Source organism: Aliiroseovarius sp. (genome assembly GCF_030148435.1).
GTDB lineage: Bacteria > Pseudomonadota > Alphaproteobacteria > Rhodobacterales > Rhodobacteraceae > JASBTN01.
Genome location: NZ_JASBTN010000026.1, coordinates 22839 through 37820, shown reverse-complemented (window position 1 = coordinate 37820; position 14982 = coordinate 22839). Strand labels below are relative to the sequence as shown.

Sequence of the window (14982 nt, the reverse complement as noted above, 5' to 3'; positions counted from 1 at the left end):
CGGGGCCTCCCACGCCCTGATGAGGATCGAACGATGGCTTTCGAACTGACCACCTACCAAGCCTACGACTTCGCCAACCGCCGCCACATCGGCCCCTCGCCCTCGGAAATGGACGAGATGCTGAAGGTGATCGGTTTCGACAGCCTGGACGCGCTGATCGACGCGACCGTGCCACCCGCGATCCGCCAGAAGGCGGCGCTGGACTGGGGCCCGGCCATGTCCGAACGCGATGCGCTGTTCCACATGAAAGAAATCGCGGGCAAGAACAAGGTTCTGACCTCGCTGATCGGTCAGGGCTACTACGGCACCACCACACCCGCGCCGATCCTGCGCAACATCCTCGAGAACCCGGCCTGGTACACGGCCTATACCCCCTACCAGCCCGAAATTTCGCAGGGCCGCCTCGAAGCGCTCCTGAACTACCAGACCCTGGTTTCCGACATGACCGGGCTGGAGGTTGCCAACGCCTCGCTGCTCGATGAAGCCACCGCCGCCGCCGAGGCCATGGCCATGGCGCATCGCGGCGCGCGTTCGAAGGCAAACAACGCTTCGTTCTTCGTCGATGCCGCCTGCCACCCGCAGACCATCGCGGTGATCAAGACCCGCGCCGAGCCCCTGGGCATCGACGTGCAGGTCGCCGATCCGGAAACGCTGGATGCTGGCGCGGTTTTCGGCGCGATCTTCCAGTACCCGGGCACCAACGGCCATGTGCGTGACTTTACCGACCAGATCGCCGCGCTGCATGAACACAAGGCCATTGCCGTGGTTGCCGCCGACATCCTGGCCCTTGCCCTTTTGAAATCCCCCGGCGAAATGGGGGCGGATATCGCCATCGGCTCGACCCAGCGTTTCGGCGTGCCCATGGGCTACGGTGGCCCCCACGCCGCCTATATGGCGACCACCGACAAGCTGAAACGCGCCATGCCGGGCCGAATCATCGGCGTGTCGATCGACGCGCGCGGCAACAAGGCCTATCGCCTGGCGCTGCAGACCCGCGAACAGCATATCCGCCGCGAGAAAGCCAACTCCAACGTCTGCACCGCCCAGGCGCTGCTGGCGGTGATCGCCTCGATGTACGCGGTGTACCACGGTCCCGACGGGATCAAGGCCATCGCCCAGTCTGTGCACCGCAAGACCTCGCGTCTGGTTGACGGGCTGGAAGAGCACGGCTTCAAGGTCGAACCCGAAGTCTTCTTCGACACGATCACCGTCGAAGTCGGCGCGCTGCAATCCACCGTCATGGAGGCCGCCGTCGCCCGTGGCATCAACCTGCGCAAGGTGGGGGAAACCAAGGTCGGCATCTCTCTGGATGAACAGACCCGCCCGGCCACGATCGAGGCCGTCTGGGGCGCCTTCGGGATCGACAAGAAGGATGACAGCAAAGCCAACCGCTCCTACCGCCTGCCGGAACACGCGCTGCGTGAAAGCGAGTACCTGACCCACCCGATCTTCCACCAGAACCGGGCCGAGGCCGAGATCACCCGCTACATGCGCCGCCTGGCCGACCGTGACCTGGCGCTGGACCGTGCGATGATCCCGCTGGGGTCGTGCACCATGAAGCTGAACGCCACCATCGAGATGATCCCCGTCACCTGGCCCGAATTCGGAAACCTGCACCCGTTCGTGCCAGAAGATCAGGCCCTTGGCTACCGCCAGATGATCGACGACCTGAACGACAAACTGTGCCAGATCACCGGGTATGACGCAATTTCGCAGCAGCCGAACTCCGGCGCGCAGGGCGAATATGCGGGGCTTCTGACCATTCGCAACTATCACATCGCGAAGGGCGAAGGGCATCGCAATGTCTGCCTGATCCCGACCTCGGCCCATGGCACCAACCCGGCGTCCGCGCAGATGGTCGGCTGGAAGGTCGTGCCGATCAAGGCCGACGACAAGGGCAATATCGACCTCGAGGATTTCCGCACCAAGGCGATCCAGCATTCGGACAACCTGGCCGGTTGCATGATCACCTACCCGTCGACCCACGGCGTGTTCGAGGAAACCGTGCGGGAGGTCTGCCAGATCACCCACGATCACGGCGGGCAGGTCTATATCGATGGCGCCAACATGAACGCCATGGTGGGCCTGGCCCAGCCGGGCAAGATCGGCGGTGATGTCAGCCACCTGAACCTGCACAAGACCTTCTGCATCCCGCATGGCGGGGGCGGCCCCGGCATGGGTCCGATCGGCGTCAGGGCACATCTGGAAGAGCACCTGCCCGGGCACCCGGAATACGGCTCGGCCGTTGGCCCGGTTTCGGCCGCGCCCTTCGGTTCGCCCTCGATCCTGCCGGTCAGCTGGGCCTATGTGCTCTTGATGGGCGGCGCGGGTCTGACCCAGGCGACCAAGGTGGCGATCCTGAACGCCAACTACATCGCCGCCCGTCTGAAGGAGGCCTACCCGATCCTCTACACCTCGGAAACGGGCCGTGTGGCGCACGAATGCATCCTCGACACCCGTCCGCTGAACGACGAGGGCGGCGTGAGCGTGGATGACATCGCCAAGCGTCTGGTCGACAGTGGCTTCCACGCGCCCACCATGTCCTGGCCGGTGGCGGGCACGCTGATGGTGGAGCCGACGGAAAGCGAACCCAAGGCCGAACTGGACCGCTTCATCGACGCCATGCTGTCGATCCGCGCCGAGGCGCAGGAGATCATCGACGGCAAGATCGACCCGGAGAACAACCCGCTGAAACACGCGCCCCACACGGTGCGTGACCTGGTGGGCGAATGGGACCGGCCCTATAGCCGCGAACAGGCCTGCTTCCCGCCGGGCAACCTGGGCGTCGACAAATACTGGCCGGTCGTAAACCGGGTCGACAATGCCTATGGCGACCGCAACCTGGTCTGCACCTGCCCGCCGATGTCCGACTACGAGGATGATGGCGAGGTGTAAGTCTCCCTTTGAAAACAACGATCTGTCCGGTGCGGACGGGCAGATCTGTCCACCCCGGCAGAATGGAGGTCCCATGTCCTATCTCGAAGCGCTCAAGCCCGGCAGCCCGGCCGTGACCTCGACCCGACCGGATGTGCAAGGCGTGACCATCATCCTGCCCGAAGGGGTGCCCCGTTTTCACGCGCAGGTCCTGGCCGAACTGTTGCGCGCCGCCAATGAGCTGATCAGCGAGGCGGACTATATGCTCGACATGCGCCACCTGTCCGACGCGCCGATCGGTGATCCGACTCCCTGGCGCCAGCGCATGGTGATCTTCCTGGGCGACATCCAGTCGCGCTGGCAGACCGACCGTGCCTTGTGGCAACGCGCGCAGCAGATCATGAACCTCAGCCAGACCAGCGTGTTGGTGGGCGGCGCGGTTTTCCTGTTGAGCGGATCGGCCTTCGAACAGGATACGACCCTGGCGATCCACCCGAATTTCACCTTGGCCGCAGGCGAAGAAGGGTTGCAGGCCGGCGCGCCCACGGACCTGTATCTGCGCGAAGGCCGCATTCAGAGCGCAATCAGCCCGCTTGCCGCGATCAAGCTTCTTCTCGATCATTTCCGTGTGGCCCACGGCGATTTCTCTGCCTCGGCGTTGGCGGGATATGTCGGGATCGACAGCGGGCCCGAGCAGGCGCGCAGCCCCTTTGCGCTGGACATCCGCCGCCGCTCGGGCGGGGACCGGGTGGTGGCCAGCTGTCTTGACCTGATGGAGCAGAACCTGGAAAACCCGCAGTCGATCCACGATATTGCGCGCCAGCTCCATGTCTCGCCGCGCCAGTTGCAGCGCCGCTTCATGAATGTGCTGAAGGAAACGCCGCTGGCAATCTACCGCGTGTTGCGGGCCGAAAAGGCGCATGAGCTGCTGACCCGCACCAGCCTGCCCCTGGCCGAGGTCGCTCTGGTCACGGGCTTTGCCACGCCCTCGCATCTGACGCGTTGTGTGAAACAGGTCTATTCCGCCACGCCGCGCGACCTGCGGCATCGTGCTTTCCGGTTGGAACAGACCCGTCAGGTTGCGTGATCAAGGGGCGCATTTCGCCCCTTTCACTTAGCTGTAATGCTTGTTGCGGGACATCTTGCCGATACCCGGATTCAGGCTGTTGGTCGGGTCGATCGATTTGTAGAAATCCGCCAGATCCGGTTTCGCCGGGTAAAGATGCCCGACGTTGTGCTCGGCCGGGTATTCCGCGCCGCGCTGATCGAGGATTTCCAGCATCTTGGCCTTCAACGCCACCGGGTCCGCGCCCTTCTTGACGATATAGTCCTGATGCAGCACGTGGCACATGAAATGGCCATAATAGAGCTTGCTGACCAGTTGATCGGAGATCTCGGCGGGCAGCCGTTCGAACCAGTCCCGGTCGTTGCGGCGAAGCGCAATGTCCAGCGCGATGATGTCCTCGACCTCACCTTGGTGCACGTTCATGTAGCGCACGGCGGCCCCCGCGGCGGCAAAGCGGTGCAGCCCGGCCATCTTGGCCTCGCGGGCGTTGCATTCGATAAAGTCCAGCGCGCCCGCAGCCTTCATGCGCTCGAGCAGGGCGCGGGCCTCGGCCACGCCGCCATCGCGCATCTTCAGGATCAGGTGGTGCGGGTATTTCTTGCGGAACGCGCGCATGCGTTTGGGCAGGATATCGGGCCAGAGCCGCGACAGGGTCTGCATGACCCTGTCGGTGAGATTCGCCAGCCCCGGCACCCCGGACAGCCGCGCATCAACCGCGCCCTTCAGGGCGAAGAACATCGGCAGGCGGTCGGTGCCCAGCTTGTCGATCATCACCATCGTGTCCTTGCCGTAACGGTCGGACAGGTCGAACACCTCCTCGTGCATGTATTCGGCCGAGACCGGCAGGGTCTCGAACCCCGACAAAATTTCGCGGCGCAGATCGCCCAGGGCGCCGGTTTCCGGGGCGCCGATGTAGAAACTCACCTCGGAGGCATTCATTGGGTAGGTGTCGAGCCGCACGGCAAAGACCGCAAGTTTGCCTGCGCAGCCGGCGGCTTCGTAGAGGCGGCTCTTGTCAGCATTGAACCGCGCGGGCGTGTTGGCGTCGACATTGCGTACCCGGCGCGCATAATCCGTGTCCGAGGCCTTGCGGTTGTCGGTGGTTACATCCGCCTCCGTATAGTCGCCGTCCTGCAACCGGGTCAGGATTTCCTCGGGCGTGTCGCCCAGGTCCAGGCCCAGGTGGTTGACCAGCTCCAGTTGCCCGCCCTCGGTGATGCGCGCATAAAGCGACAGTTCCGTGTAGGAGGGCCCGCGTTCCACCAGCGATCCGCCCGAGTTGTTGCAGACCCCGCCCATGACCGATGCCCCGATGCAGGACGAGCCAATCACCGAATGTGGCTGGCGTTTCAGAGGTGCCAGCAGTTTTTCCAGTGCGAAGAGGGTCGCGCCGGGGAAGGAAATCACCTGCGCGCCATCCCGGATCAGCTGCAGCCCATCCATGCGTCGCGTGTTGATCAGCACCACGTCGCGGTCGTAGCTGCCCTTGGGGGTGGAGCCTTCGGTCAACCCGGTATTGGCGGCCTGCATGATGACGATTTTGTCGGCATCCACGCAGGCCTTGAGCACCTGCCATTGTTCCAGCAGAGTTGCGGGCTGCACCACGGCCAAGGCCTCGCCTTCGCCCGATCGGAACCCCTTGCGGAACCGCGCGGTGCGCCGGGCGCCAGTCAGCACGTGCCGCCGCCCGCAGATCTGTTTCAGCCGGTTGATCAACTCTTGCTCGGTCATGGGGCCACTGTTCCTCAGTAGGCGACCGAGGGCAACCATGTTGCCAGCGCGGGCCAGAGGAAAACGAAGAGCAACCCGGTCAGCTGCAGGATCACGAAGGGGATGATGCCCTTGTAGATGTCCGTGAGCTTGATTTCTGGCGGACAGACGCCTTTCAGATAAAAGAGTGCAAAGCCCACAGGTGGTGTCAGGAAGCTGGTCTGGAGCGTCACCGCCACCAGGATCACGAACCAGATCAGGGCCGGTTCATCGATGGCGTCAAAGCCGGGGATGTCCAGACCCAGCCCGTTCACGATCGGGCGCATCAGCGGCAGCACGATCAGGGTGATTTCGATCCAGTCCAGCACGAAGCCCAGCAGGAAGACGATGGCCAGGATGATGAAGACCGTGCCGGTGGGGCCGAGGCCCGCGCCGTGGATCATGTCCTCGATCAACTGGTCGCCGCCCAGTTCGCGCAGCACATAGCTGAACACGGTCGCGCCCAGGAAGATGGCGAAGATATAGGCGGTGGTGTTGAAGGTGGCCTTGAGCACGTTGACCAGCTTGCGGAAAGTGAGCTTGCGATAGCCAAGCGCCAGCAGGGTCGCACCCAGGGCGCCGATGCCCGAGGCCTCGGTCGGCGTGGTGAGACCCGCAAAGATCGACCCCAGCACCGCCAGGATCAGGCCAAGGGTCGGCAGGACGGCTATAGCCACGTCCTTGATCGCGGCCCAGTCGGGGCGGGTTGCCCCTTCGGGCACCGGGGCCACGTCGCGTTTCAGCAGGGCGATGATGAAGATGTAGGTCAGATAAAGCGCGCCGATAATGATGCCCGGAAATACCGCGGCCATGAACAGATCGCCCACCGACAGGGCCATCTGGTCGGCCATGATCACCAGCATGATCGAGGGCGGGATCAGGATGCCCAGCGTGCCCGAGGCCGACACCACGCCAGCGGCGAGGCTCGGCGAGTATTTTTGCTCCATCATCGACGGCAGCGACAGCACGCCCAGCAGTACGACCGAGGCGCCAATGATGCCGGTCGAGGCCGCCAGAATGATGCCGATCATAGTCACGGTAATGGCAAGCCCGCCGCGCACGGTGCCAAACAGGCGCTGCATCGAGGTCATCAGCCGTTCGGCCACGCCGCTTTCATCCAGCATCAGCCCCATGAAGATGAACATGGGCAGGGCGACCAGAACCGCGTTGGACATGGTCGCGTAGACCCGGTTCACCACCGCGCCCAGCGTCAGGTAGTCGAGCCCGGTAAAAGTGCTTTCCAACCCGGTCCAGGCCATCAGGTCGTTGTCGAACAGATAGGCCAGCCCGCAATAGGCCACGCCCACGCCTGCCAGGGTCCATGCCACGGGAAAACCCGTGAACAGAAGCGCGATGAAGGTCAGGAACATCGCGATCACCAGCTTTTCCTCGGTGGTTTCCACCACGAAGGTCAGCGCGGTTGCGACCACGGCGAAGGCGACCAGCGCCCAGAAGATCAGCCGCAGGTCGCGGCCCAGGCGCTCTTCGGCGTGGTTCACCATGATCGCGTGGCCGTCATGGACCAGCCGGGCAATCGCCGCCAGCGCCAGCAGCACGAAACTGGCCGGGATTACCGCCTTGAAGGCCCAGCGCGCAGGCAGCCCGGTGGGGCTGTCGGAACGTTCGTTCACGCGCCAGCTCTCATAGAAGTAGTCCCAGCCCTGATCGATCATCAGGTAGATGAAGGGCGACAGCAGCGCGAGGATGCCGATCACCTCGATCACCCTCTGCGCCCGGCGCGAGAGTTGCATGTGCAGGATATCGACACGCACGTGGCTGTCGGTGATAAGTGCGTAGGAGATGCCGACCATCGTCACCAGCCCGTAGAAATGCCACTGGACTTCGTCGAGCTTGGGAAAGTTCAGGTTGAACAGGTAGCGCAGGCTGACCTGGGTCACGATCGCCGCCACCAACAGCAGGTTGGCCCACATGACGATATTGCCGATCCCCTTGACGGTCTTGTCGATGGCGACGGCCGTCGCCTGGGTGTCACGGTCTTCATGTTCGAGGATGTGTTCGAACACATCGACGGGATCGGTGGGGTCCACTTCGTGGATATTCGGGGTCTGGGCCATGGTCTCCTCCAAAGGCAATGGCGTCGAAATTCACGCGGGATCAGGAAAAAGGAAAAAACGAATGGGGTGCGGGGCGGCAGGAGGGCGCCGCCCCGCTGGCGCAAGTGAAAATTACTTACGCGGCAGGAAGGCGTTTTCCTTCCAGATCGCATAGCCGTCGCGGAAGGTCGTCAGGTCGGTCAGAACCTTGGCGAAGAAGGCGTCATTGGCGGCTTCTTCCTGGGCCACGGCCTCCCAGTTCTCGCGGAATGTGGCCAGCATTTCATCCGACCAGGTCTTGATGGTCACGCCGTTGTTGTCGACATTGTCCAAGAGGGCGGCGTACTGGATCGCTTCGCCCTCGGCAAAGCTGTCGGTCATCGAGGCCTTGCAGGCGTTTTCGATGATCGCCTGATGCTGCGGGGTGGCCTCGTTCCAGACGTCCTTGTTCAGCAGCAGTTCGAACACGGTCGCCTGCTGGTGCCAGCCGGGGAAATAGTTGAACTTGACCAGCTTGTGGAAACCCAGGCGGGCGTCGATGGCGGGCATGGAAAACTCGGTCGCGTCGATCGCGCCCTTTTCCAGCGCCGGGAAGATCTCGCCGCCCGGCAGCAGGCTGGTCGCCACGCCGAGGCGCTGCATCACCTTGCCGCCAAGTCCGAAGAAGCGCATTTTCAGCCCGTTCAGGTCCTCGGGGCTGTTGATTTCCTTGTTGAACCAGCCCGAGGTCTCCGGCGCGATGACGGCGCAGGGGATGACCTTCACGTTGTAGCCGGCCTGGTCATACATTTCCTGGTACAGGGTCAGGCCGTTGCCGTAGTAGAGCCAGGCCATGTATTCGCCTGCTTCCGGGCCGAATGGCACGGCGGAGAACAGGGGGGCTGCCGGGATCTTGCCCGCCCAGTAACCGGCGGTGGTGTAACCCGAGTTGATCTTGCCCGAGCTGACGGCGTCCAGGATTTCGAACGGCGGCACCAGCTTGCCGGGCTCATAGACTTTCATGCGCAGGGTGCCGCCCGACATCAGGTCGAGCTGTTCCGCAACGCGCGGGATCGGCGAACCCAGACCGGGCAGGGCGGTCGAGAAGGCGATCGGTGTTTTCAACAGCAGCTTTTCAGCGGCGTTTGCCGCCGTTGTGGTTGCGGTGGTCAGTACGGTGGCGGCAATGGCCAGCGAAGTCAGGGTATTTTTCATGTCTCTCCTCCAGAGTGGTCGCAAAGCCGCCTCCACGGCTTTTCCCGGCGCCGACATGTGCGGCATGGGGTTGGTAAATAAAACTTACCACTAATTTAGGTCAACAACTTTATTTACCAATCTGGCTGTATTTGGCGAGCCGCGCCCCTTTCTTCACCGACAAGCGGAATGCTCTTTTGGTTGATATTTTCCTTTTATTACAAGCGATACCCAGAAAAACACCCCACATGGTATCTGAATTCGGGGACTTGAAAAATTTCGCGCTGCTGGTAAATATTTAGAACAACCTCGCGCCAGGTGGCGCCAGACAGGAGGCATGTCCGATGAGCGATACCAGCCCCTTCGACCCGGTCGGACACGAATCGATTGCCGATGCCGTGGTGCATCAGATCGAGTCGATGATCGTTGACGGGATCCTCAAGGAAGGGCGCAAATTGCCCTCGGAACGGGAGCTGGCGGAAGCAATGGGCGTGTCACGCCCGAAGCTGCGCGAAGCGTTGCAGACGCTGGAAGATCGCGGGCTGGTTCATGTGCGCCATGGTGACGGCACCTTCATCGCGGCCCTGTCCGGGCGGGCCATGTCACCGGCGCTTCTGGCGCTCTATGCCCGGCACGGGCGCGCGTTTTACGATTATCTGGAATACCGGCGCGAACAGGAGGCCTTTGCCAGCCGCCTGGCTGCGGAACGGGCAACGAAATCCGACAAGGCGCGGTTGAAAGATATCCTCGTAGCGCTGCAGAAGGCGTGGGAAGACGGGGATGCCGAGGCCAGTCAGGAGGCCGACCTGGCGCTGCACGTGGCCGTGGTCGACGCCAGTCAGAACACCACGTTCATCCACATGATGGCCTCGATCTATGATCTGACACGGCAGGGGCTGTTCTATAACCGCGCCTTCCTGCGCACCATGGATGGCACCGGGCGCAAGCTTCTGGAGCAACACCGCGAGATCATCGAAGCGATCCTGGCGGGCGACCCGGACCGCGCCGAGGCGGCTGCGCGCGATCACCTGGATTTCGTCGAAGAAAGCTTCCGCCGCTGGCAGGAACAGACCGCGCGCGAGGAACGGGCCGCCAAACGTCGCCGCTTATCGATGACCTGAGGCGGCTGAACGCGCGGCTCGACATGAGGCGCGAGCAGGCTGATGTTCACACAATTGGAGCTTTGTGGTGCGTGAGTTTCAAGTGCTTCGCGTGGCACGGGCGCGCTGGAGGACGCCGACATCACGGCGGGACGGGTGCGCACCTGTCAATCCGTGGCCCGGTCAACGCGGTTGTCGCTGCGGTTCGACGGCTGGCGCACCGCCCCAAAGAAGAAAGCCCCGCTCGATTGAGCGGGGCTTTCAGCTTCACTGTCCGGGGTCTTTGCCCCTGCGGATCAGCCCTTCTTCAGAACCTCACGGCCCAGCAGTTCGGCGATCTGCACCGCATTCAGGGCAGCGCCCTTGCGCAGGTTGTCCGAGACGCACCACAGGTTCAGGCCGTTTTCCACGGTTACGTCCTGACGGATGCGGCTGATGAAGGTGGCATAGTCGCCCACGCATTCGACCGGGGTGACGTAGCCCCCCGCTTCGCGCTTGTCGACGACCAGGATGCCCGGCGCCTCGCGCAGGATGTCGCGGGCTTCGTCCTCGTCCAGGAACTCTTCGGTCTCGATGTTGATCGATTCCGAGTGGCCGACAAAGACCGGCACGCGCACACAGGTCGCAGTCACCTTGCTCGAGGGATCGACGATCTTCTTCGTCTCGGCGATCATCTTCCATTCTTCCTTGGTGTCGCCGCTATCCATGAAGACGTCGATATGCGGGATCACGTTGAAGGCGATCTGTTTCGGGTAAACCGAGGGCTCGACTTCCTGACCGGGGACATACATGCCCTTGGTCTGGTTCCACAGCTCGTCGATCGCGTCCTTGCCCGAACCCGACACCGACTGGTAGGTCGACACCACGACGCGCTTGATCCTGGCGCGGTCATGCAGGGGCTTCAGCGCCACCACCATCTGCGCGGTCGAGCAGTTGGGGTTCGCGATGATCATCTTGTTCTTGTAACCGTGCACCGCCTGCGGGTTCACCTCAGGCACGATCAGCGGGATTTCCGGGTCGTAACGGTAGAGCGATGAGTTGTCGATCACCACGCAGCCGGCCGCCGCCGCCTTGGGCGCATAGGTCTTGGTCGCTTCGGACCCCACGGCGAAGAGCGCAATGTCCCAGCCCGCGAAATCGAACGTGTCCAGGTCCTTGGTGGTCACGGTAGTGTCGCCAAAGCTGACTTCGGTGCCGAGCGAACGGCGCGAAGCAAGCGCGGCGAGTTCGTCCACGGGGAACTGGCGTTCTGCCAGGATGTTCAGCATTTCGCGGCCCACGTTGCCCGTGGCGCCGACGACGGCGACTTTATAGCCCATTACGGGGTCTCCTTTTACGAGTCTGTCTGTCTCAAGACGGGCGGGGTTTAGCCCAAACTGTGCCTTTGGGGAAGGGGGCGGGGCGCTGATTTACGTTGACTTGACATTTCTGTGCTGTAATGGAGGCACATTCCGGCCCGCTGGGGCGTGAACAGCCCGGCGCGCAAACGCGCCATGGCCGGAAGATTGGGCGCAAGATGCGCCAGACAGGTTCCCAGATCACGCGGGGGTACTGACGGCCAGATCGGCAAGGTGGGCACGAGGCCCCTTTGCGAGCGCTCGGCCGCACCCACCTACGGGGCAAGACCCCGTGACCGTGACATACGGTGCGCCTGACGTGCGCGCCAGAAAGATGACTATGACAAAATTCGCAGATCTCGGGCTCGACCCGAGCCTTTTGAAATCCGTGGCCGAGGCCGGCTATGAAACCCCGACCCCGATACAGGTGCGCGCGATCCCGCCGGTGCTGGAAGGCCGTGACGTGATGGGCCTGGCCCAGACCGGCACCGGCAAGACCGCCGCTTTCGGCCTGCCGCTGATCCACCAGCTGCTGACCCATCCGGGCAAGCCGGTGGCGAAATCCATCAAGGCGCTGGTGCTGGCGCCGACCCGCGAGCTGGTGAACCAGATCGCCGAGAACCTGCACCTCTATGTGCAGGGCACGCGTATGAAGGTGATGACCGTGGTTGGTGGCACCTCCATCAACCGCCAGATCCGCGGGCTGGAACGCGGCGTGGACATCCTGGTCGCCACGCCCGGCCGCCTGATCGATCTGATGGACCAGAAGGCCGTGCGGCTTGACCTCGCGCAGTTTCTGGTGCTGGACGAGGCGGACCAGATGCTCGACATGGGTTTCATCCACGCTCTGCGCAAGATCGCGCCGCAGATCGGCACCCCGCGCCAGACCATGCTGTTTTCCGCCACCATGCCCAAGCAGATGGAGGAGCTCAGTCGCGCCTTTCTGAAAGATCCGGTCAAGGTGCAGGTCACGCCCCCGGGCAAGGCCGCAGACAAGATCACCCAGGGGGTGCATTTCGTGCCGGACCGGCCGGAGAAGGTTGCACTGTTGAAGGAGTACCTGGCGGACGAGCCTTCGGGCCTGTCGCTGGTTTTCGCGCGGACCAAACACGGTGCCGAGCGGCTGATGAAAGAGCTGGTCAAGGCCGGTTTTGCCGCCGTTTCGATCCATGGCAACAAGAGCCAGGGACAGCGTGAACGCGCCCTGAAGGCCTTCAGTGACGGCGATGCACGTGTGCTGGTCGCCACCGATGTGGCCGCGCGTGGGATTGACATTCCCGGGGTGAGCCATGTGTTCAACTTCGACCTGCCAGAAGTGGCCGAAAACTACGTGCACCGCATTGGCCGCACCGCGCGGGCCGGGGCGGATGGGGATGCGATCTCCTTGGTTGCCGGAGTGGATATGGGGCCGCTGCGCGAGATCGAGAAGCTGATGAAGATCTCGATCCCGGTGCTGGGCGGCGAAGAACCCGAGGTCGAGAAACGGGTGCAGAGCCAGAACCGGGGCGGCGGTGGTGGTCGCCGGGGCGGTCGCCCGCAAGGCAAACCCGCGACGAAACCAGCGAAAGCCGCGCGGCCGGAAGGCGGCGAGGGCAAATCTGGTGGCCGTCGCCGCCGCCGTCGCCGCAGCAAGGCGGCCTGATCCGTGATCTGCCGGGGGCCTGCCCCCGGCTACGGCTCGACCCGGCAAAAACCCTGTAGGTTTGCCAGAGCAGCAGGCGCTGTCAGTCCACGCGATCGCGGCTGAACAGATAGACTCCGATCCCCAGCGCCAGTGGCACCGCGAAAAACAGGAATACAGCCTGATAGGGTGCGGTCGGGTTCGCTGCCCCGGCACTGGCGGTGGCAAAGACGCTGCCCGAGGCAAACTGGAACAGGCCCACACCGCCAATGCCGAACATGTTGACCAGGGTCACGCCGCGCCCCACCAGCTGGGGCGGGAAAAAACTGCGCCCATGGGCCATGATCACCGGGAAGCTCGAACCGAACAATCCGATCCCCGCCAAGAGCGCGGTAATGACCCAGACATTGGCCGTCGGCGCAGCCCAGAGCAGAACCAGGCAGGCCAATGCCAGGGAATTTCCCACGACGACCACCCATTTGCGCGTGCCGAACAGCCGGTCGAGCGGGCCATAGGCGAGGTTTCCGACCACCATGGCCAGTCCCATCGCCAGAGTGACCCAGCCGATGCCTTCCGCGCCCATGCCATGCACGTCCTCCAGGAAAGGTCCAGCCCAGAGCCCACGCAGCCCGGCCGGTGCGGTGTAGTTCACGAACATCATCACCAGGATGAACCAGAGAGCGGGCAGGCGCAGCAGGTCCAGAAGCGACCCCTTCGGGGCGCCCTCGTCGCGCGCGTGGGGCGGGTCGGTGACGAAGACCAGGATCGCGCCCGCCACGACCAGGGTGATACCGGCCAGGGCCCACATGGTCTCGCGCCAGCCCAGTGTCTCGACCGCCCAGGCCATCGGCAAAGCGGCGGCGATATTGCCAAGCGCGCCGATGCCGATCACCGCGCCTGCCAGCGAGGCGAAGACCGCGGGCGGGTACATGCGCGCGAAGATGTAATAGGAAGCCATCAGCACCGGCGAGCAGCCCACGCCGATCAGCATCATCGCGATCTGCACATGACCCGGCCCCTGCGCCATCGCAAACAGGGCCGCCCCGCCTGCGCCGCCGAAGGCCAATAACCCCGCTGCCAACCTGCGCGGACCAAGGTGGTCCAGAGCCCAGCCGACCGGCAGCTGCATTACGGCGAAGACGATGAACCACAAGCCCGAGGCGCGCGACAGGTGTTCGGCGGAGGCGCCGATGTCGCTGCCCAGAACGGGCGCCATGACCGCGAGGAAGGCGCGGTAGAACTGGCTCAGCACATAGGCCAGGACCAGAAAGATCAGCCCGGTTCGCATCTCATGTCTCCATTGCGCCAACCGGCGAAGAACACACTGGAACCAAGGCGGATGCAAGCCCCGGATGCGCTCCGAAAGACAGGTCCGCAAGAACCCTTGCAAATCGCAACGATTCATGTGCTTTCTTGCGTATGACCGACACGCCTAAATCCGACTTCGATCTGGACACGTTCCTGCCCTACCAGCTTTCCGTGCTGGCGGCGCGGGTCAGTATCGGCTTTGCGCGCCACTACAAGAAAGCCTACGGGATTTCGGTCGCCGAATGGCGGGTTGTGGCGCATCTGTCGCGCGGCGGCGCGGTTAGCGTTCGCGAGATCCACGAGCGGGTGAACATGGACAAGCCCAAGGTCAGCCGCGCGGCGTCCCGGCTTGAGGAGGCAGGATATGTGACCAAGGTCGTGTCCAGTACCGACCGCCGTCTGGTCGAGTTGAGCCTGACCGAAAAGGGCTGGTCGATGATTGCCGACCTCACGCCTGTGGCACGGCGCTATGAAAAGCGGCTGCTGGAGGCCATCGGTTCGGAGGACGAGACCTTCCGCCGCCTGGTCGGTAGCCTGAACGAAGCCGCGCGCGATCCCCTGATCGACGGCTGAGCCCTCCCCCCGCACGTCTTTGACGGAACGTCACGGTTTCCGGTCAATTCCCTGACGGAGCGTCACAAGCGACAGCTCCCCGCCCCTGTGGCAGGGTCTGCGCAACTGCGGAACACTGGAGGATTTC

Annotated in this window: 10 protein-coding genes; 5 read left to right on the top strand and 5 right to left on the bottom strand. The window is 63.5% G+C overall.

Annotated features, from left to right (window positions below; translation table 11 throughout):
- Positions 1-33: 33 nt before the first annotated feature.
- Positions 34-2895 (top strand): aminomethyl-transferring glycine dehydrogenase, encoded by a 2862-nt coding sequence (gene gcvP, locus Q1V43_RS04790; protein WP_300514592.1) that lies wholly within the window; start codon positions 34-36, stop codon positions 2893-2895.
- 73 nt (positions 2896-2968) lie between these two features.
- On the top strand, positions 2969-3961 hold the full coding sequence (locus tag Q1V43_RS04785) for a helix-turn-helix domain-containing protein (protein WP_300514589.1): 993 nt from the start codon (positions 2969-2971) through the stop codon (positions 3959-3961).
- Between the two features lie 27 nt (positions 3962-3988).
- Here Q1V43_RS04785 and dld read toward each other — a convergent pair whose 3' ends face one another.
- From dld to Q1V43_RS04765, 3 genes are all read right to left on the bottom strand, one after another.
- A complete protein-coding gene (gene dld, locus Q1V43_RS04780; protein WP_300514586.1) occupies positions 3989-5671 on the bottom strand; it encodes a D-lactate dehydrogenase in 1683 nt (560 codons plus the stop codon).
- Positions 5672-5685: 14 nt separating this feature from the next.
- Positions 5686-7764, bottom strand: coding sequence for a TRAP transporter large permease subunit (locus Q1V43_RS04775; protein ID WP_366146205.1), 2079 nt, complete (start codon positions 7762-7764; stop codon positions 5686-5688).
- 111 nt (positions 7765-7875) lie between these two features.
- Entirely contained in the window at positions 7876-8937 is a 1062-nt protein-coding gene (locus Q1V43_RS04765) for a TRAP transporter substrate-binding protein (protein ID WP_300514583.1), read from the bottom strand.
- Positions 8938-9260: 323 nt separating this feature from the next.
- Here Q1V43_RS04765 and Q1V43_RS04760 point away from each other — a divergent pair, with 323 nt between their 5' ends.
- Positions 9261-10037 carry a FadR/GntR family transcriptional regulator gene (locus Q1V43_RS04760; RefSeq protein ID WP_300514580.1) on the top strand — a complete coding sequence of 259 codons (777 nt, stop codon included), beginning with the start codon at positions 9261-9263 and terminating at the stop codon, positions 10035-10037.
- Between the two features lie 275 nt (positions 10038-10312).
- Here Q1V43_RS04760 and Q1V43_RS04755 read toward each other — a convergent pair whose 3' ends face one another.
- A complete protein-coding gene (locus tag Q1V43_RS04755) occupies positions 10313-11335 on the bottom strand; it encodes an aspartate-semialdehyde dehydrogenase (protein ID WP_300514578.1) in 1023 nt (340 codons plus the stop codon).
- Positions 11336-11693: 358 nt separating this feature from the next.
- On the opposite strand from Q1V43_RS04755, the gene Q1V43_RS04750 reads away from it, so the two are divergent.
- Positions 11694-12995: a DEAD/DEAH box helicase gene (locus Q1V43_RS04750; RefSeq protein ID WP_300514576.1), complete on the top strand. Its 1302-nt coding sequence runs from the start codon at positions 11694-11696 to the stop codon at positions 12993-12995.
- A gap of 82 nt (positions 12996-13077) precedes the next feature.
- On the opposite strand, the gene Q1V43_RS04745 is transcribed toward Q1V43_RS04750, so the two are convergent.
- The gene (locus Q1V43_RS04745; protein WP_300514573.1) at positions 13078-14262 is read right to left on the bottom strand and encodes an MFS transporter; all 1185 of its coding nucleotides are present in this window, start codon (positions 14260-14262) and stop codon (positions 13078-13080) included.
- 131 nt (positions 14263-14393) lie between these two features.
- Here Q1V43_RS04745 and Q1V43_RS04740 point away from each other — a divergent pair, with 131 nt between their 5' ends.
- Positions 14394-14855, top strand: coding sequence for a MarR family winged helix-turn-helix transcriptional regulator (locus Q1V43_RS04740; RefSeq protein ID WP_300514571.1), 462 nt, complete (start codon positions 14394-14396; stop codon positions 14853-14855).
- Positions 14856-14982 lie beyond the last annotated feature (127 nt).